The 17,431-nt window shown below is 75.1% G+C and carries 17 protein-coding genes; 4 read left to right on the top strand and 13 right to left on the bottom strand.

What is annotated here, in order from left to right:
* Positions 1-43 precede the first annotated feature (43 nt).
* From KPL57_RS46915 to KPL57_RS46870, 10 genes are all read right to left on the bottom strand, one after another.
* Positions 44-1,072 carry an ABC transporter substrate-binding protein gene (locus KPL57_RS46915; protein WP_226356927.1) on the bottom strand — a complete coding sequence of 343 codons (1,029 nt, stop codon included), beginning with the start codon at positions 1,070-1,072 and terminating at the stop codon, positions 44-46.
* The gene (locus tag KPL57_RS46910) at positions 1,069-2,184 is read right to left on the bottom strand and encodes an amidohydrolase family protein (RefSeq protein WP_226356926.1); all 1,116 of its coding nucleotides are present in this window, start codon (positions 2,182-2,184) and stop codon (positions 1,069-1,071) included. Before KPL57_RS46910 ends, KPL57_RS46915 begins: the two co-directional genes overlap by 4 nt.
* Positions 2,181-3,317 carry an amidohydrolase family protein gene (locus KPL57_RS46905; protein WP_226356925.1) on the bottom strand — a complete coding sequence of 379 codons (1,137 nt, stop codon included), beginning with the start codon at positions 3,315-3,317 and terminating at the stop codon, positions 2,181-2,183. Before KPL57_RS46905 ends, KPL57_RS46910 begins: the two co-directional genes overlap by 4 nt.
* Positions 3,314-3,754 carry a Rieske (2Fe-2S) protein gene (locus KPL57_RS46900; protein ID WP_226356924.1) on the bottom strand — a complete coding sequence of 147 codons (441 nt, stop codon included), beginning with the start codon at positions 3,752-3,754 and terminating at the stop codon, positions 3,314-3,316. Before KPL57_RS46900 ends, KPL57_RS46905 begins: the two co-directional genes overlap by 4 nt.
* Positions 3,751-4,203: an aconitase X swivel domain-containing protein gene (locus KPL57_RS46895; protein WP_226356923.1), complete on the bottom strand. Its 453-nt coding sequence runs from the start codon at positions 4,201-4,203 to the stop codon at positions 3,751-3,753. The genes KPL57_RS46900 and KPL57_RS46895 overlap by 4 nt, the downstream gene beginning before the upstream one ends.
* On the bottom strand, positions 4,200-5,480 hold the full coding sequence (locus tag KPL57_RS46890) for an aconitase X catalytic domain-containing protein (protein ID WP_226356922.1): 1,281 nt from the start codon (positions 5,478-5,480) through the stop codon (positions 4,200-4,202). The genes KPL57_RS46895 and KPL57_RS46890 overlap by 4 nt, the downstream gene beginning before the upstream one ends.
* A gap of 48 nt (positions 5,481-5,528) precedes the next feature.
* Positions 5,529-6,836: an FAD-dependent oxidoreductase gene (locus KPL57_RS46885; RefSeq protein ID WP_226356921.1), complete on the bottom strand. Its 1,308-nt coding sequence runs from the start codon at positions 6,834-6,836 to the stop codon at positions 5,529-5,531.
* A gap of 85 nt (positions 6,837-6,921) precedes the next feature.
* A complete protein-coding gene (locus tag KPL57_RS46880) occupies positions 6,922-7,872 on the bottom strand; it encodes a LysR family transcriptional regulator (protein WP_226356920.1) in 951 nt (316 codons plus the stop codon).
* A complete protein-coding gene (locus KPL57_RS46875; protein WP_226356919.1) occupies positions 7,869-8,453 on the bottom strand; it encodes a dienelactone hydrolase family protein in 585 nt (194 codons plus the stop codon). Before KPL57_RS46875 ends, KPL57_RS46880 begins: the two co-directional genes overlap by 4 nt.
* Before the next feature lie 11 nt (positions 8,454-8,464).
* Entirely contained in the window at positions 8,465-9,472 is a 1,008-nt protein-coding gene (locus KPL57_RS46870) for an AraC family transcriptional regulator (RefSeq protein WP_226356918.1), read from the bottom strand.
* 81 nt (positions 9,473-9,553) lie between these two features.
* Between KPL57_RS46870 and KPL57_RS46865 the strand changes: the two genes are divergently transcribed.
* Positions 9,554-10,012: a pyridoxamine 5'-phosphate oxidase family protein gene (locus KPL57_RS46865; protein WP_226356917.1), complete on the top strand. Its 459-nt coding sequence runs from the start codon at positions 9,554-9,556 to the stop codon at positions 10,010-10,012.
* Between the two features lie 34 nt (positions 10,013-10,046).
* Here KPL57_RS46865 and KPL57_RS46860 read toward each other — a convergent pair whose 3' ends face one another.
* A complete protein-coding gene (locus KPL57_RS46860; protein ID WP_226356916.1) occupies positions 10,047-10,625 on the bottom strand; it encodes a hypothetical protein in 579 nt (192 codons plus the stop codon).
* Positions 10,626-10,939: 314 nt separating this feature from the next.
* Here KPL57_RS46860 and KPL57_RS46855 point away from each other — a divergent pair, with 314 nt between their 5' ends.
* Entirely contained in the window at positions 10,940-11,512 is a 573-nt protein-coding gene (locus tag KPL57_RS46855; protein ID WP_226356915.1) for a L,D-transpeptidase, read from the top strand.
* Between the two features lie 90 nt (positions 11,513-11,602).
* On the opposite strand, the gene msrA is transcribed toward KPL57_RS46855, so the two are convergent.
* Positions 11,603-12,115, bottom strand: a complete 513-nt coding sequence (msrA, locus tag KPL57_RS46850; RefSeq protein WP_226356914.1) for a peptide-methionine (S)-S-oxide reductase MsrA — start codon at positions 12,113-12,115, stop codon at positions 11,603-11,605.
* 126 nt (positions 12,116-12,241) lie between these two features.
* On the opposite strand from msrA, the gene KPL57_RS46845 reads away from it, so the two are divergent.
* Both KPL57_RS46845 and KPL57_RS46840 read left to right on the top strand, forming a co-directional pair.
* Positions 12,242-13,414 (top strand): acyl-CoA dehydrogenase family protein, encoded by a 1,173-nt coding sequence (locus KPL57_RS46845; protein ID WP_226356913.1) that lies wholly within the window; start codon positions 12,242-12,244, stop codon positions 13,412-13,414.
* Between the two features lie 82 nt (positions 13,415-13,496).
* Positions 13,497-16,040, top strand: a complete 2,544-nt coding sequence (locus KPL57_RS46840; protein ID WP_226356912.1) for an HAD-IC family P-type ATPase — start codon at positions 13,497-13,499, stop codon at positions 16,038-16,040.
* Here KPL57_RS46840 and KPL57_RS46835 read toward each other — a convergent pair.
* The gene (locus KPL57_RS46835) at positions 16,025-17,383 is read right to left on the bottom strand and encodes an AI-2E family transporter (RefSeq protein WP_226356911.1); all 1,359 of its coding nucleotides are present in this window, start codon (positions 17,381-17,383) and stop codon (positions 16,025-16,027) included. The genes KPL57_RS46840 and KPL57_RS46835 overlap by 16 nt on opposite strands.
* Positions 17,384-17,431: the final 48 nt, after the last annotated feature.

The raw sequence follows: 17,431 nt of genomic DNA, 5'->3' as shown, positions 1-17,431 counted from the left end.
GTCTCCTGCTCCGGTGCCGAGGACCGTCGTGTCGTCGGGGTGCTCATCGGGCGCCCTCCGTGCCGTTGAGGCCGGCGTCGAGCCACTGCGCCGGGTCCAGACCGGCGGGGACCTGACCGACCGAGGACACCTCGTCGTAGGTGGCCTGCCAGCGCTGCGGGGAGATGCCGGTCGGACCCTGGCCCGCGGCGTAGCCGTCGACGTAGGCGGCGAGCGCGGCGCGGGCGACCTCGGGCCGGTCCAGCGCCGAGACCTGGTACTTCGAGCCGATCAGCTGCATCGTCTCGGCGAAACCGTTCGCCTCGTCGGCGGTGATGAACGCGGTGGCGTCGGCGATCGCCGCGAGGTAGCGGCGCAGCTTGTCCTGCTCCTGCGGATCGGTGGCGGTGGCCTTCGAGGTGGCGTAGATCTGCGACCCGGCCGAGATGGCGTCGTTGGGGTCGTAGACGACGGCCTCGGGCCGGGTCGCCTGCAGCAGCATCGCGGTGTCGAGCGAGACGATGAACGCGTCGACGCGGCCGGTGTTCACCAGGTCGAACACGCCGGGGCTGAGCCCGACGACCTGGCGGCGCAGCTCGGCGGGGGCGATCCCGGCCGACCCGGCGACGAGGTCGAGGGTGATCGAGCTGGTGCCGCCCTCCGACGGCGTCCCGACCAGCTTGCCGCGCAGCTGCGCGGCGTCGGTGACCGGCGCCCGCTGCGAGGAGACCAGGCGCAACGGCCCGTTGTGCACCACACCGCCGATCGCGACCAGCGGTGCGCCGCGCTCGCCCGCCGCGACCATCGTCTCGATGTCGCCGATCCGGGAGATCTCCGCGGACCCGGCGAGCAGGGTCTGGATGGCCGGCGCCGAGCCCTGGGTGGCCTCGAAGGTCACGTCGAGACCGTGGGCGGCGAAGAAGCCCTTGGTGTCGGCGATCATCTCGGCGGCGTAGCCGAGCGACTCCATCGGGAGGATGTTGAGGAAGGTGATCCGGTCGCGGCCGTCCTGGCCGCCGCCGGCGCCGCACCCGGCGAGGACGAGGCAGGCGGCGAGCAGGACCGCGGCGAGCCGGGTCGTCGTGCGGGTCATCGGGGGACCTCCGGTGCGTGCTGGGCCGACGCGGGCGACGGTGCCGATGCGCCGACGGTGTGGCTGCCGCGGTACCACGCGGCGGCGTTGTGGTGGGTGACCGCGGCGCGGGCGGCGGGGTCGAGGGCGGCGAGGAGTCGGTCCACCCCGTCGCCGTGGCGGTGCGGGTGGTCGCCGGAGTACAGCAGCAGCTCCGGGGCGCCCAGGACGTCGAGGGCGTCGCGCAGCTCGCCGGGGTCGCGCGGCAGGTGGACCGGCGCGGTGGTGAACCGGACCTGCTCGCGGACGTACTCCGACGGCATCCGGTCCACCCACGGCACCTCGCGGCGGATGCCGCGCCACTCCTTGTCCAGCCGCCACAGCAGCGGCGGCAGCCAGGACGAGCCGCACTCGGCGACGGTCACCCGCAGCCCCGGCAGCGCGCCGAGGGCACCCTCGGCGACCAGCGACACCAGCTGGGACTGGGCGACCTGCCCGTGGGACAGGTAGTCCTGCAGGTAGGTGTGGGTGAACCCGGTCGTGGTCGGGGCGCTGCCGACCCGGCCCCAGGCGTGCAGGGTGACGACCAGCCCGGCCGCGGCGGCCGCGGCGAGGACCGGCCGGAACACCGGGTGGCCCCAGCGCAGGTCGTGCCCGCGCACCGGGAGCAGCACCTGCACGAAGCGCGGGTCGTCCGCCCAGTGCTCGATCTCGGCGACGGCCGCGGCCGGGTCGCCGAGCGGCACCGCGACCGAGCCGCGGGCGCGGGGCTCGTGGTCGAGGAACCGCTGCGCGGTCCAGGTGTTCACCGCCCGGCACAGGGCGGCCTCGAAGGCGTGGTTGCGGCTGACGTCGAACGCGGTGGTGCAGGTCAGGACCGCCGTACCGATCCGGCCGCCCCCGGGTGCGGGCGCGTCGAGGACCGCGGCACGCAGGGCCGCGACGTCGTGCGGGGCGGGCCCGTCGACCATCGCGGGCGGGTAGGCACCCCCCTGGACGGGGTCGGCGCGCAGGGCGGCGCCCGCCGCGTAGTCGCGCCAGTACGGGCTCAGCAGCCCCGCGAGGTCGGCGAACGAGGCCGGCGCGACGTGGGTGTCGGCGTCGAAGAACTCCTCGGGCTGGTCGGCGCTCATGCGTCGCTCCCGGGCAGGGTCAGGCCGTAGAGGCGGGCGGCGTTGGCGGCCGCCATCGGCCGGCGCAGCGCCGCGGGCAGCACCCGCAGCGCGGTGATCGGGTCGTCGAAGTCCCAGTGCGGGTAGTCGGAGGAGAACAGGATCCGGTCGGTCATCCCGGTCTGCTCCCAGGTCGTCGCCAGGTGTGCGGGCACCGGCGGCTCGTCGATCGGCTGGGTGGTGAACCACACCCGCTCGCGCACGATCTCCGACGGCGGGCGGGTCAGCCACGGGACGTCGTCGCGGCACAGCTCCCAGGCGTCGTCGAGCCCCCAGAGCAGCGACGGCAGCCAGGACACCCCGCCCTCGACGAGCACGAACTGCAGGTCCGGCACCGCCTCGAGGACGCCGCCGGCGACCAGCCCGGTCAGCGCGACGGCCACGGCGTTGCCGTACCACGCGTGCTGCTCCAGGTAGAACGACGGCCAGCCGTCGCCGCGGTGGCCCTCGGTGCCGCCGAGGTGGATCGCCACCGGCAGCCCGTGCGCGGCGGCCGCGGCGTAGATCGGCCGGTACTTGGCGTCCGACCAGGGCAGGAACGTGCCGCTGGGGAACAGGACCTGCACGAACCGGGGGTCCGCGGCGCGGCGCTCGATCTCGGCGACGGCCTCGGCCGGCGACTCGTGCGGGATGCAGATGCTGGCCCGCAGCCGCGGCTCGGGGTCGAGCCAGTCGGTGACCAGCACGTCGTTGTACGCGCGGCACAGCGCGGCCGCGAACGCGGGCTCCTCGGCGCCCGCGGTGTGGCCCTGCATCGGGATGAGCACCCCGGCGACGACGTCGTAGGGGTCGAGCAGCTGGCTGCGCATCAAGTCCAGGTCACTGCCCGGGGGCCGGACGGCGCTGCCGGGCGGGCCGGCCTCGGGGTGGGAGTCGCGGCGCATGCCGCCGTGCCGGACCCGGGGGTAGACCGCGGGCGGCGGCGCGCCGCGCAGCCCGAACCGCAGGAACCGTCGCCGCCAGGCCTCGGGCAGCGCGGCCGCGAGCCGGTCGGCGGTGACGACCGGGTGGATGTCGGCGTCGACGATCGGGGTCCGGGCGCGACGCCGGGCCGGGGCCCGGGTGGTGGCCGCGGTGGAGTCGATGGTGGTCATGACGTCTCCTCGGTGGCGGGGCGACGGCCGGTGTCGACGACCACCCAGCGGTCCTCGACGGTCACCTCGAAGGTCTCGGCGGTGTACGGGCCGGGTGTCATGCCCGGCGGGCCCGGCTCGACCGACGCCGGGAGGCTGCGGGCGGGCGCGTCGCCGGGCTGGTAGGAGCGGCCGGTGCGCACGTCGTACTCCCAGCCGTGCCAGGGGCAGGCGACGAGCACGTGGCCCTCGTCGAGCCGCACGTCCGAGGGACCGGTCGCCACCGGGGCCCCGGCGACGGAGCCGCGGCACAGCGGGCCGCCCTGGTGCGGGCAGTGGTCGGCGAGGGCGTAGTAGTCGTCGCCGACCCGGAAGACGCCGATCGAGCGGGTGCCGACCCGCACCACGCGGTGCTCGCCGGGGGCGAGCTCGTCGGCGGGCAGCACGGCGAGCCTCACGTCCCCTCCCCCGCCCGGTGCTCGCCCGCCCGCGCGAGGAGCTCGACGGTGCCCGCGGTGGCGTCGAGCCGGATGCGGTCACCGGTGCGCAGCACCTGCACCGGGTCGGCGTCGAGGTCGGCCAGTGCAGGGACGCGGGTGACGACGGCGCCGAGCGCGGCCTTCGTCGTGGTGACCGTGAAGACCATCCCGAGCGGGGCGGTGCCGAGCAGCCGGGTGCTCTGGAAGAACGCCGACCAGCCCGAGGACCCCTTGGCGCCGGGGAACACGAGGATCTTCCCGGTGAAGCAGACGCCCTGCAGGGCGTGCCGGGCCTCGACGATCGTGCCGGTCGCCGGGTCGATGCCGCCCCAGCCGGAGATCGTCTCGGGCGACACCAGCGCCTCGCCGGTGACCACGCCGGGCACCACGGTCCGTCCGCGCAGGACGGTCCCGACCGTCGCGGTCATCGCAGCTCACCCGACCAGCGGCCGGTGACCGCGGCCCGCACGCAGTCCTCGGTGGTGCCGAACCACGCCTCGATCCCGAGGATCGCGGGCAGGTAGTGGGCCTGCTTGGCGGAGTCGGTGGCGAAGACCCGGGTCCCGGGCGGGGCCAGGCGGGACATCGCCGGGCAGGAGTCGGTGAGGACCTTCGCGCCGGCGGCCTCGATGGTGGCGGTGTAGCCGCTGCGCTCGGCGACCGCGGCCAGCGCCCGCGGCGCCATGATCCACAGCGAGGTGCCGTCGTGCAGCCTGCGGCCGTCGAGGAGCCGGGCGACGTCGCGGATCTGGTCGAGCGAGGCGTGCGGGCAGCCGAGCAGGACGAAGTCGACGTCCGTGCTGGTGCCCTGGTCGTTGAGCCGGGCGTAGGTGGCGGCCCGCTCGGCGGCGCCGTAGACGACCGCGTCGGCCGGGACGTCGCCGCCGAACGCGGCCTCGACGGTCGGCGCCTCCGGGGTGACCCCGGGGACGTGGTACATCTCGACCCCGCCGGAGGAGGCGGCCGCGGCGCCGAAGTGCTTGAGGTCGGTGAGGTCGGGCAGGGCGAGGTCGCCGGTGACGACCGGGCGGGCCTCCTGCACGACGTCGCCGGTGAAGTAGCCGAGCAGGCCCCAGTCGAGGAACCCGCCGACCGGGGTGTCGACCCGGACCAGGTGGGTGCCGCGCCGGTGTTCGTCGTGGTGGTTGCCCCAGCACGGGACGCGCCCGGTGAGGCCGGCCGCGCCGGTCGACGCGGTGCCCTCGCAGTTCGTGCGGGCCCCGAGCACCGAGTTGGCGTAGACGACCGCGGAGGACTCCATCCAGGCGCAGTGCTCGCCGCGGACCGGGAGGTTCCCGACCTGGTACGGCGTGCAGGTGGCGAGGATGGAGACGCCGCGTCGGCCGTAGAAGGTCTCGGCGTCGGCCTGCAGCTCGACGAACTCGGCCGGGTAGGGCGCGACGGCGGCCGCGTCGGCGCCGAAGCCCTGCTGGAGCTGGCAGGTGGGCACCGCCATCGGCGGGATCTCGTGGGTCTCGTCGCTGTCGAGGTTGATCACCGAGAAGGCGCGGTCCCAGCCGCCCTCGGCGACCAGGCGGGCCTTGAGCGGGGAGGGCTGGGTGGCGGTTCCGGCCACGTTGCGGACCGAGCAGAGCCGCTCGGCGTCCAGTGCCTCGGCGTAGCGGGTGAGCAGGTCCATCGCGGCGGCGACGGCGGGCCCCTCGGCCCCGTCGAGCATCCTGCGGTCGTCGTCGGTGAGTATCACGGGGCGCCTCCGGGCATCGTTGCCTGTCTCCTCGTGGTGGGGGTGGGGTCAGTCCTCGACGTTCTCCCGGATGCGGTCGGTGAGGGCGTCGGCGGGCACGTCGTGCAGGCTGCCCTGCGGTCCGGCGAGGTCGAGGGCGTGCGCGGCGGCGTGGCCCATCGCCGCGCACGGGCCCATGACGCGCACGCTGGACAGCGCGGCGGCGTCGCCGTCGATGCAGCGGCCGGCGGCGACCAGGTTCGACGCGGCGGGCGGCAGCATCGAGCGCAGCGGCACGTAGTGCAGGTGGTCGGCGTCGAAGGTCTCCCAGACGTAGCCGTCGGGGCTGTCGTGCAGCTCGATCGGCCAGGCGGTGCGGGCGACGGCGTCGTCGAAGCGGACCCCGGCGCGCACCTCCTCGACGGTGAGCTGGTGGGCGGCGGCGATCCAGCGGGTCTGGCGACGGCCGGGCAGCCCGTAGGAGCGCACCGTGGCCTTGCCGAACACCTCGGGGAACTCCGCGCGCAGGAACTCGACGACCCGGTCGGCCTGGGCCTTGCCCTCCAGCTGGGCCTCGGCGGCGGCGATCGGGTCCAGCGGCGCCTCGATGTGGGTCATGTTGAGCACCGCGGTGTCGCGGCCGGGGAAGTAGAAGGCGAGGCCGTCGCGGCGGAGCAGGCCGTAGTCGCCCGCCTTGGCCGCGACCCGGTCGGCGAGCTCGGCGGGCGGCGGGGCGGCGCTGGCGTCGAGGTGCTCGACGACGAGCTGCTGGCTGCCGTAGATCTCCCGGTCGGGCAGCCGGCACTCCAGGCCCGCGGCCCAGGCGAGCGCGGCGTCGCCGCTGGCGTCGACGAACCCGGCCGCGGTGACGTCGACGGCGCCGTAGCGGGTGGCGAAGCGGGCGCCGAGGACGCGGTCGCCGTCGCGCTCGACGCCGGTGAGGGTGGCGTTGGTGAGCACCCGGATGCCGTGGGCGCGGACGGTGTCCTCGACCCAGCGGCCGAGGCGCACCTCGTCGTAGCCGACGGTGAGGGTGTGGCCGGTGCGGCGGAACAGGTCGCCGCCGGCCTCGAGGTCGGCGAACATCGAGTCGAACAGGCCGTGGGTCAGCTGCCGGAACTCGGGGCCGTTGCCGTAGACCCCGCAGAACAGCCCGATCAGCGAGTTGACCATCTGGCCGCCGAGGACGGGGGCGGCGTCGACGAGGACGACATCGCGGCCGAGGCGGGCGGACTCGACGGCGGCGGAGAGCCCGGCGATGCCGGAGCCGACGACGCAGACGTCGGCGGTCACCGCGTGCTCGGCCGGGTCGCCGGCGCGCAGGGGGGCGTCCCGGATCACGGTGTGGACCGGCAGGGGCGTCAGCGGGTGAGGCATGGCTCACACACTAGGAACGGCGCGCGCCGTCCCGGAAATAGAACGTTCGCCTGCCGGACCATCGACCGGACGAATAGTCGCAGCTCTACAGGGTGCCCGACAGCTCGACGATGAGCTCGCGGAGCCACCGGTGGGCCGGGTCCGGGTCGAGGTCGGTGTGCCACCAGAGGCGCTCGTGGATCGGTCCGGGATCGCCGGGGCAGGGCAGCACGACCAGCCCGAGACGGTCGGCGACCTGGCGGGCGAGCCGCTCCTGCAGCAGCGCGACGCGGTCGGTCCCGGCGACCAGGTAGGGCACCGACAGGTAGCTCTCGACCCGCACCTTGATGTCGGGCTCGACGCCGAGGCGGGCGAGCTGGCGGGTCATCGGCGCGGCCGCCGACATGCCGCGGTCCGGGGCGAACGGCACCACCCAGGGCATCGCGGCGAGCTCGTCGAGGTCCAGGGTCGGGTCCGGCCCGGCGGCGACCGGGTTGGCGGCGTCGACGACGCAGACCCAGCGGTCGTCGAACAGGGCGGTGGAGCGCAGCTCGGGGCGTTCGAAGCGGGCGGCGGGCGGGGCGATGAGGCCGTCGATGAGCCGGATCGTCTCGCCGATGTCGGCGGAGAACGACTCGCGGACCAGCCGCAGCCGCAGCTCGATGCCGGGGGCGCGCCGGGCCGCCGCCGCGGACAGCGCGGGCCCGAGCACGGCGACGGTGTAGTCGGCGACGAGCAGGGTGAACCCGCGCCGGGCGCTCGACGGGTCGAAGCCGTGGCCGGTGCCGAACAGCCGCTCGGCGGCCGAGCAGACGCCCTCGACCTGCTCGACGAGCTGGGCGGCGAGCGGGGTGAGGACGTAGCCGCCGGGGTGGCGGGACAGCAGGTCGTCGTCGAAGTGGCGGCGCAGCCGGGACAGGGCCGCGCTGGCGGCGGGCTGGGAGATGCCGATGCGGGCGGCGGCGCGGGTGACGTTGCGTTCGCGCAGCAGCTCGCGCAGCGAGACGAGCAGGTTGAGGTCGAGGTTGGCCAGCCGGACCGTGGGCGGGGTCGTCACGACCGGCCGCTCACGGCGGCGACGAAGGCGCGCACCCGTCGCTCCAGCAGCGCCGCGGCGGCCGGGACGTGGTCGGGGGTGCCCGGCTCGGCGAACAGGTGCCCGGCGCCCGGGTACAGGTGCAGCATCGCGCCGGGGACGGCGGCGACGAGCTCGCGCGCGGCGGCGTCGTCGCCGTCGCCGGTGAAGAACGGGTCGGCCGCACAGGCGTGCACCCGCACCGGGACCGTGGCGGGCCAGGCGCCGAACCAGGCCGCCGGGATGCAGGAGTGGCAGAGCACCGCGCCGGCGACACCGGGGCGGGTCTGCGCGATCCGCTGCGCGCCGAGCACCCCGAGTGAGAACCCGACGACGACCAGCGGGTCCGTCCCGGCGGGGACCGCGGCGTCGAAGCCGGCGGCCACGGCCTCGGGCCCGAGCGCGTCCGCGTACGCGACCCCGTCGGCGACCTCGGTGAAGGTGCGGCCGTCGAACAGGTCCGGCACGACGACGGTGTGCCCGTCGGCGGCCAGGGTCTCGGCGAAGCCGGTCACACCCGTGGTGCGGCCGAGGGCGTGGTGCAGGACGGCGACGGTGGTCACGGCGCCGCAGGCTAGCCGCTCACCCCGTCCGGAGCACCCACCCGGTCACCGTGCCGTCCGCGCTGTCCCCCGCCCTGTCCCCCACCCTGCCGCTCGCCCCGGCGGAACGCGCTCGGGGTGACGCCGCGGACCCGGGTGAAGGCCGCGCTGAAGCCGAACGGGTCGGCGTACCCGACCCGGCGCGCGATCCCGGCCAGCGTCGCGCCGGGCTCGGCGAGCAGCAGGTCCGCGGCCAGGGTCATCCGCCAGCCGGTGAGGTACGTCAGCGGCGGCTCGCCCACCCGGTCGGTGAACCGCTTGGCCAGCGTCGCCCGGGACACCCCGGTGGCGGCGGCGAGCCCGGCGACGGTCCAGGCCGCGGCGGGGTCGGCGTGCAGCAGCCGCAGCGCCCGCCCGACCACGGGGTCGTGCTGGGCCGTCCACCAGCGCGGACGGCGTCCGTCCGGCCGGTCGAACCACTCGCGCAGGGTGCAGACCAGCAGCCAGTCCAGGAGCCGGTCGAGCACCACCTGCTGGCCGGGGGCGTCGACGGCGACCTCGGCGGCGACGTGGTCGAGCACCGTGTCCCCGCTGCCCCCGGCACCGACCCGCAGCACCGGCGGGAGCGCGTCGAGCAGCCGGGCACCGACCTCGCCCCCGGCCGGGGAGGCCCCGGTGATCAGGGTGCTCGCGTCGCTGCCCGGCGCCGGCGCCGGGTCGTGCCAGCCGAGCCGGTGGCGGGTGCCGCCCTGCTCGGGCGTCGCGCAGTCCACGCCGCAGACGATCGGCTCGGCCGGGGTGCCGACCTCGTCGACCACGTGGAAACCGGCCGGGCCACGCACGACGGCGGTCTCCCCCGCGGCCAGCCGCACCGGGTCGGCACCGGGGACGAGGATCCACCCCGCGCCGGTGAGCATCGCGCACAGGGTCAGCGGTGCGCCGTCGACGAAGTGCAGCGACCAGGGCGGGGTCAGGGTGGTGCTGCCGAACAGCGAGCCGTGCGACCGCAGCCCGCGGACGAGGTCACCGAAGGGGTCCACCGCACCGAGGTTAGACGACCGGACAGGAGTTCCGGCGTCTCACCCATGTCGTCGTCCGCGCCGCGGTGGTGTCGTGGACCCATGCCCACCACCGACGTCCACACCGACACCCACACCGACGACCGCACCGCACTCACCGACGACGACCGCGTCTTCCTCGCCCGCCCGCTGCACGGCTTCCTGAGCGTCGCGGGCGGCCCGGTGCCGCCGCAGCCCCGCCCGGTCTGGTTCGAGGCGACCGACGACGGCACCGTGCAGCTGTTCACCGGACCGGAGTCGCTGCACATCCGCCGCAGGCGCAAGGACCCGCGGGCCTCGATCGTCGTCGCCGCGCCGGTCGGGGAACGCGAGCGCTGGGTCGCGGTCGAGGGCTTGACGACCGTCGAGACCGACGGGGCGCACGCGCTGGCGCAGCGGCTGGCGCAGCGCTACTGGGACCTGGACGACCCCACGCGCGCCGCGGACCTCGCGGCGATCCTCGCCGAGGACCAGGTGCGGCTGGTGATCCACCCCGAGCGGGTGCGGCGGCTGATGTTCTGACCCCGGTCCGACCCCGCCGCTCCGGGCGCCCGGCTCAGGGGGTGCGGCGGCCCGACCACTCGGGCTCGACGGCCGCCCAGTCCTCCTCCCAGGCACGGGCGAACGCACGCCCGTTCCAGGCGAAGACCAGCCGTCCGGCGACCAGCACCCCGGCGGCCCACACGACCGCGGTGATGAACCCGGCCGCGACGGCGACCGTGACGGCGTCGGCGGGGGTCGACGGCGGCGGCGCCAGCCGTCCGTCGGTGCCGACCCAGGCCGGCACCCGGTCGCCGACGTCGTAGACGCCGGGCAGCGTGCTGCCGCCGGAGTGCGGCTGCCCGTCGGGGCCGGTCCAGCTCAGCGTGAGCGACTGCTGGCCGGTCTGCAGGTCGCCCACCGCACTCGCCCGCGCGGTGACCGTCGCCGCGACCGGCACCCGCTGGTGGGCCTCGACCGCGCCCCGCTCCAGGACCGACCCGTGGGCCGCGGCACCGGCGAGCCACGCCACGACCAGCCCGCAGGCGGCGAGCAGCCCGAGCAGCACCGCCAGCAGGTCCTCGCGACGGGACGCCCGACGGCGGAGCCGGTCAGCGGGTCCCGGCTCGGAGCCCGGCCGGTCGGCTGCGCGCATCGTTCCTCCAGGGGTCGGTCACGACGGGTCGTCCCCAGCACCGCGGGTGAGGGGGCGGTCACCGAGAACTACCCCCGTTATCGCCCCGTGACATCCCCTCGGGACGGAGATCACGCCCTCCGGACGCCGTGCGGTCCCCTCCCGTACCCGGACGGTCGGCCGCGCAACGATCCGCCGCCGGGCCCGCCGCCCACCCGTTCGCCGTGCACCGCTGCCCACTCGCCGCCGCGGGGCCCGCCCGGGCAACCGCGACACCCGGACGGGCGTCTGCCCCGATGTCACCCGGGTGGGTGATCTGTGACGTGGAGGTGGGCATGTCCCGGACCGAGCGGCTCCGTCGCCGTCGTGGCGTTCTGGTGACCGGGCTCGTGCTCGTGGCCGGGGTGGGGCTGGGTGGCACCGCGATCGCCACCGCCGACCCGGAGCAGAGCCGGGTCGCGAAGCAGGCGCACGCCGAGCCGGCCGCCCCCGGAACACCGTGCGCGGCGTCGGTGCGGGCGTGCGTGGACCTCGAGACGCGGCAGGCGTGGCTGGTCCGCGACGGGAAGGTCACCGGCGGACCGTTCCGGGTCACCACCGGGGGCGAGGGGAAGGCCACCCCGGTCGGGCACTCGTTCCGGGTGTACCGCAAGGAGGCCGACCACCGCAGCGGCGAGTTCCCCGGCCCGGACGGCCGCCCGGCGCGGATGCCGTGGTCGGTGTTCTTCGCCGACGGCGGGATCGCCTTCCACGGCGGCGACCTCAGCCGCGAGTCGGCGGGCTGCGTCAAGCTCGGCGCCCGCGACGCGAAGCGGTTCTTCGAGACCCTACAGGTCGGGGACAAGGTGCAGGTCGTGAACGGGTCGGTGGAGCGCAGGCACCGCGCGGAGGCCCGCGGCCGCGTCTGAGCGACGCCGGCCGGCGCCCGCCCCCCACACGGGACCGGCCCGCGACCTGGGGTCGCGGGCCGGTCCGGGTGCGGTGGGAGCGGTGGGTGCTCAGCTGGTGCTGGCCGCCCGCCGCGGCAGCACCCAGTTCGGGCGCGGGAAGTGGCAGGTGTAGCCGTAGGGGAACTTCTGCAGGTAGTCCTGGTGCTCCGGCTCGGCCTCCCAGAAGTCACCGGCCGGCTCGACGTCGGTGCTCGCGCGGCCCGGCCAGAGCCCGGACGCGTCGACGTCGGCGATGGTGTCCAGGGCGACCGCCTTCTGCTCCTCGCTCGTGTAGAAGATCGCGGAGCGGTAGCTGCGGCCGATGTCGTTGCCCTGCCGGTCCTTCGTCGACGGGTCGTGGATCTGGAAGAAGAACTCCAGGATCTCGCGGTAGGAGATCCGCTCCGGGTCGAAGACGATCTCGACGGCCTCGGCGTGGTCGCCGTGGCGCCGGTAGGTCGCGTTCGGGGTGTTCGGGTCGCCGGAGTAGCCGACCCGGGTGGACTCGACGCCCGGGCGCTCGCGGAGCAGCTCCTGGACACCCCAGAAGCACCCACCGGCGAGGATCGCGGTCTCGGTCATCAGGCTTGAACCTCCCTGTATCGGGTCTCGACGGCTACAACGGTGCGGGCACCGCCGATGTTCCGTCGCGCACGACGGGTCTCCCCGGTCTCGCGCCGGCCCCGCCGATGACCGATGCTCACACACATGGGAGCGGGCACGGGTGAACTGACCACCGAGGAACAGGCCGTCGTGGAGACGGTGCGCGACTTCGTCGACCGGGACGTCCGCCCGGTGGTGCGGGAGCTGGAGCACGCGAACACCTATCCCGAGGAGCTCATCGAGCAGATGAAGCAGCTCGGGATCTTCGGGCTCGCCGTCCCCGAGCCGTGGGGCGAGGCCCCGGTGTCGATGCCCTGCTACGCCCTGGTCACCGCCGAGCTGGCCCGTGGCTGGATGAGCCTGGCCGGCGCGATGGGCGGGCACACCGTCGTCGCGAAGCTGCTGGTCGCCTTCGGCACCCGCGAGCAGCAGGACCGGTACCTGCCGCGGATGGCGACCGGTGAGCTGCGCGCGACGATGGCGCTGACCGAGCCCGGCGGCGGCTCGGACCTGCAGGCGATGACGACCCACGCCCGTCGCACCGACGACGGCTGGGTGGTCAACGGGGCCAAGACCTGGATCACCAACTCGCGGCGCTCGGGGCTGATCGCGCTGCTGTGCAAGACCGACCCGGCCGCCGAACCTCGCCACCGCGGCATCTCGGTGCTGCTCGTCGAGCACGGCCCGGGCCTGACCGTGTCCAAGGACCTGCCCAAGCTCGGCTACAAGGGCGTCGAGTCCTGCGAGCTGGTGTTCACCGACATGGCCGTCCCCGCCGACGCGGTGCTCGGCGGGGAGCCCGGACGCGGCTTCGCCCAGATGATGAAGGGCCTGGAGACCGGCCGGATCCAGGTCGCGGCGCGCGCACTCGGCGTCGCCGACGCCGCGCTCGCCGACTCCCTGGCCTACGCCCAGGAACGCGAGTCGTTCGGCAAGCCGGTCTGGCAGCACCAGTCGGTCGGCAACCACCTCGCCGACATGGCCACGAAGATCACCGCCGCACGGACCCTGATCCTGCACGCCGCCCGGAGGTACGAGTCCGGACAGCGGTGCGACATGGAGGCGGGCATGGCGAAGCTGTTCGCCTCCGAGACCGCGATGGAGGTCGCCCTGGACGCGGTGCGCATCCACGGCGGCTACGGCTACTCCACCGAGTTCGACGTCGAGCGGTACTTCCGCGACGCCCCGCTGATGATCGTCGGGGAGGGCACCAACGAGATCCAGCGCAACGTGATCGCCGCCCAGCTCGTCAAGCGCGGGGGCCTGGAACGCTGGTGAGCCTTCAGCTCACGCACAGTCGGCACACATCGGGGCCTGCCATGATCGCCACTCGAGGGACCGACGGCGGGGAGGGGACGGCGTGGCGGCCGGGATCGTGGAGGCGGCACCCGACGACGGGCTGAGTGCGGCACAGGTCGCCGCGGCGCGCCGGGCGGGCCGGACGAACGCGCCGGTGACCGCCGGGACGCGCGGCTACGGGCGGATCCTGCGCACCAACGTCTTCTCCTCCTACAACACGATCCTGTTCGCGATCGGCCTGGTCCTGCTGGTGCTGGGCCGCTACGGCGACGCCCTGACCAGCGTCGGTCTCGGCCTGGTCAACGCCGTCGTCGGGGCGGTGCAGGAGATGCGGGCCAAGCGGAAGCTGGACCGGCTGCAGCTGCTCGACGCCGCGGAGGTCACCGTCGTGCGGGACGGGGCCGAGCAGCGGGTGCCCGCCGCCGACGTCGTCGCCGGGGACGTGCTGGTGGTGCGGGCGGGCGAGCAGGTCGTCGTCGACGGGCCGGTACTGACCGGGCGCGCCGAGGCCGACGAGTCGCTGCTCACCGGCGAGTCCGACCCGGTCGTCAAGACCCCCGGCGACCTGCTGCGCTCGGGCAGCCACTGCGTCGCCGGGACCGCCCGCCAGCGCGCGGCCGCCGTCGGTGCCGACAGCTACGCCGGCCGGCTGACGCTGCAGGCCCGCGCGGACACCACCGAGGCGACACCGCTGCAGCGGCGCATCGACTTCGTCGTCCGGCTGACCATGGTGCTGGTCGTGCTGATGAGCGGCGCGATCCTGGCCCAGGCGTTCCTGGAGGGGTTCTCGCTGCTGCGGGTCGTGCAGATCACCGCGGTGCTGTCCGGGCTGGTCCCCTACGGCCTGTTCTTCCTGATCGCCGTCGCCTACACCCGCGGCGCGGCCCGGCTGGCCGGGCGCGGCGCGCTGGTGCAGCAGGTCAACGCGGTGGAGGCGGTCACCCACGTCGACGTCGTCTGCACCGACAAGACCGGCACCCTGACCACCGGTGCGCTGCGCCTCGACGGGCTCGACCCGCTCGACGGCACCGACCCGGGGCCGGTGCTCGCGCGGTTCGCGGCGACGGTGGCCGACCCGAACCTCACCTCCGCCGCGCTCGCCGCGGCACTGCCCGGCACGCCGTGGGAGCTGCGCGACGAGGTCGCGTTCACCTCGTCGCTGCGCTGGTCCGGGCAGGTCACCTCCGGCGGGGAGGCGTTCGTGCTCGGCGCCCCGGACGCGCTCGCGCCGCACCTGGGCGACCCCGACGCCGTCGCCGACCGGGTGGAGGCCCGTGCCACCGCCGGGCTGCGGGTGCTGCTGCTGGCCCGGGCCGCGCGGGCGGGCGCCGGGCTGCGCGACGACGACGGCCGTCCCACCCTGCCCGCCCTGGAGCCGGTGGCGCTGGTGGTGCTGTCCGACGAGCTGCGTCCCGGCGTCGCCGACGCCCTGGAGCGGTTCGCCGCGGACGGGGTCGCGGTGAAGGTGCTCTCGGGCGACGACCCGCGCACCGTCGCCGCGCTCGCCGCGAAGGCCGGACTCGACGTGGGTGAGGCGGTCGCCGGGTCCGAGATCGAGGAGCTCGACGACTCCGCCGGGGACCGGGCCGCGCTCGACGCGCTCGTCGCCCGGACCACGGTGTTCGGGCGGGTCACCCCGGAGCAGAAGGAGCGGGTCGTCGCGAGCCTGCGCCGGGGCGGTGCGCACGTCGCGATGCTCGGCGACGGTGTGAACGACGCCCGTGCCCTCAAACGGGCCCACGTCGGCGTCGCGATGCGCAGCGGCTCGGCGGTGACCCGCGACGTCGCCGACATCGTGCTCGTCGACGACTCGTTCGCCGCGCTGCTGCCGGCGCGCACCGAGGGCCGCCGGATCATCGACGGCATCGCGGTGTCGATGTACGTGTTCCTCACCCGGGTCGCCACCCAGGGCCTGGTGATCATGGCCGTGACCATGCTCGGGCTCGGGTTCCCCTACTCCCCCACCCAGGTCGCGCTGACGCTGCTGACCGTCGGCGTGCCCACGCTGTTCCTGACGCTGTGGGCGACGCCGTCCGAACCGGACCCGGACCTGCTGGGCAACCTCGCCCGCTTCGTGGTGCCGGCGTCGGTGGTGACCGCGGGCGCGGGGACGGTCGTCTACACGGTGCTCTACCAGGGCATCCTGCAGGGCTTCACCAGCGGGCGGACCCCGGCGCAGGTGATCGACCAGTTCCAGAGCTACACCGGGCTGACCTACGGCGCCGACGCCGACTTCGCCGGTGCGGCCGCGACGCTCGGCGCGCAGACCGGGCTGTCGACGTTCGTGGGGCTGGCGTCGTTCGTGCTGATCCTCTTCCTGCTGCCGCCGCACCGGTTCCTCGCGGCGTGGACGGCGCCGGTGTCCGACCGTCGCCCGGCCTGGCTGGTGCTCGGCCTGATCGTGGTGTTCGCGGGCGTGGTCGGGACCCCGACGCTGTCGTCGTACTTCGGGCTCACCGGCGCGGCGCGGCCGGTGTTCCTGGTGGTGCTGCCGGTCCTGGTCTGCTGGTTCGCCCTGATGTGGGTGGTGCTGCGGTTCCGGTTGATGGACCGGATGCTGGGGACCGACCGGCTGCCCGGGCGGGTCGGTCAGCCGCCGTCCTGACGGGCGGAGTCCGGCGGGGCGGGCACGGCGGTCTTGTTCTCGTTCCCGGTGGCTGTGTCGGTCTCGGTCTCGGTCTTCGTGCCGGTGTCGGTGCCGGTGCCGGTTGCGGCGGAGGCCGGGGCCGCGCCGTCGGCGGCGGTGACCGGGGTGCCCGCGGCGACGTCGTCGACACCGGAGAACCGGCGGTCCCGCAGGTCGATCTGCTCGCCGAGGTAGCGCAGCAGCACCGCGACGACGGCCGCGATCGGCACCGCCAGGAACGCACCGGCGATCCCGGCCAGCGACCCGCCCGCCGTCACCGCCAGCAGCACGACGGCGCCGTGCAGCTTGAGGCTCTGACCCTGCAGGAAGGGCTGCAGCACGTTGCCCTCGATCTGCTGCACCGCCACGACCAGCACCGCCACCGCGACCGCGGTGCCGAAGCCCTGCGTGACCAGCGCGATGAGCACCGCCAGCGAGCCCGCGACGACCGCACCGACGATCGGGATGAACCCGCCGACGAAGGTCAGCACGGCGAGCGGCAGCGCCAGCGGGATGCCCAGCAGCACCAGGCCGATGCCGATGAACACGGCGTCGATGAGGCTCACCAGGGCCTGGACGCGGATGAAGCCGCCGAGGACGTCCCACATCCGGCGCAGCACCTCGGCGATGTGCCCGCCCGCGCTGCGCCCGGTGATCGAGGTCAGCCACGGCAGGAACCGGGGCCCGTCCTTGACGAAGAAGAACGTCAGCACCAGCGCCAGCACCAGCGAGATCAGCCCGGACGCCAGGGTGGACACCCCGGTCAGGACGCCACCGGCGATGGCGGTCGCGCTCTGCTGCAGCTGCTGGGTGACCTGGTTGACGATGTCACCGATCTGGCCGTCGCCGAGGTTCAGCGGCGGCCCGGACACCCACTGCTGGATCTGCCCGAGCGCCGCGATCACCCCGGAGGTGATCTGCTGGGTCTGCCCGGCGATCGACGGCGCGATGCTCACGAACAGCCCGGTCACCGCGGCGATGCCGACGAGCAGCACGATCGCCGAGGCCGCCGCGGCCGGCACCCGCCACCTGATGAGCAGCGCCGCGGGCGGACGCAGGACGGTGGCCAGCAGGATCGCGAGCACGACGGGCCAGGCGACGACCCACAGCATGCCGATGACGTAGCCGAGGATCACCAGCCCGACGGCGATCAGCGCGACCCGCAGGCTCCACGCCGCCAGCCAGGTGAGCCCGTTGCCGATGACGGTGCCGCGGCTCGCGGCCGGGGCCGTCGGCGACGGGCTCAGCAGCCCGCCCCCCGCCGGGTCCCGCCGCGCCCCACGGTTCCCGGCACGCGCGGTCGGTTGCGACCCCGAATCCATGACCCACTCCGTTCGTACCGGTTGATCTGCGGCGGGAACCCTAGCGGC

Source organism: Pseudonocardia sp. ICBG601 (assembly GCF_020496245.1).
Note: the sequence above shows the minus strand (reverse complement) of the source record. Positions and strands in the feature narration are given on the sequence as shown.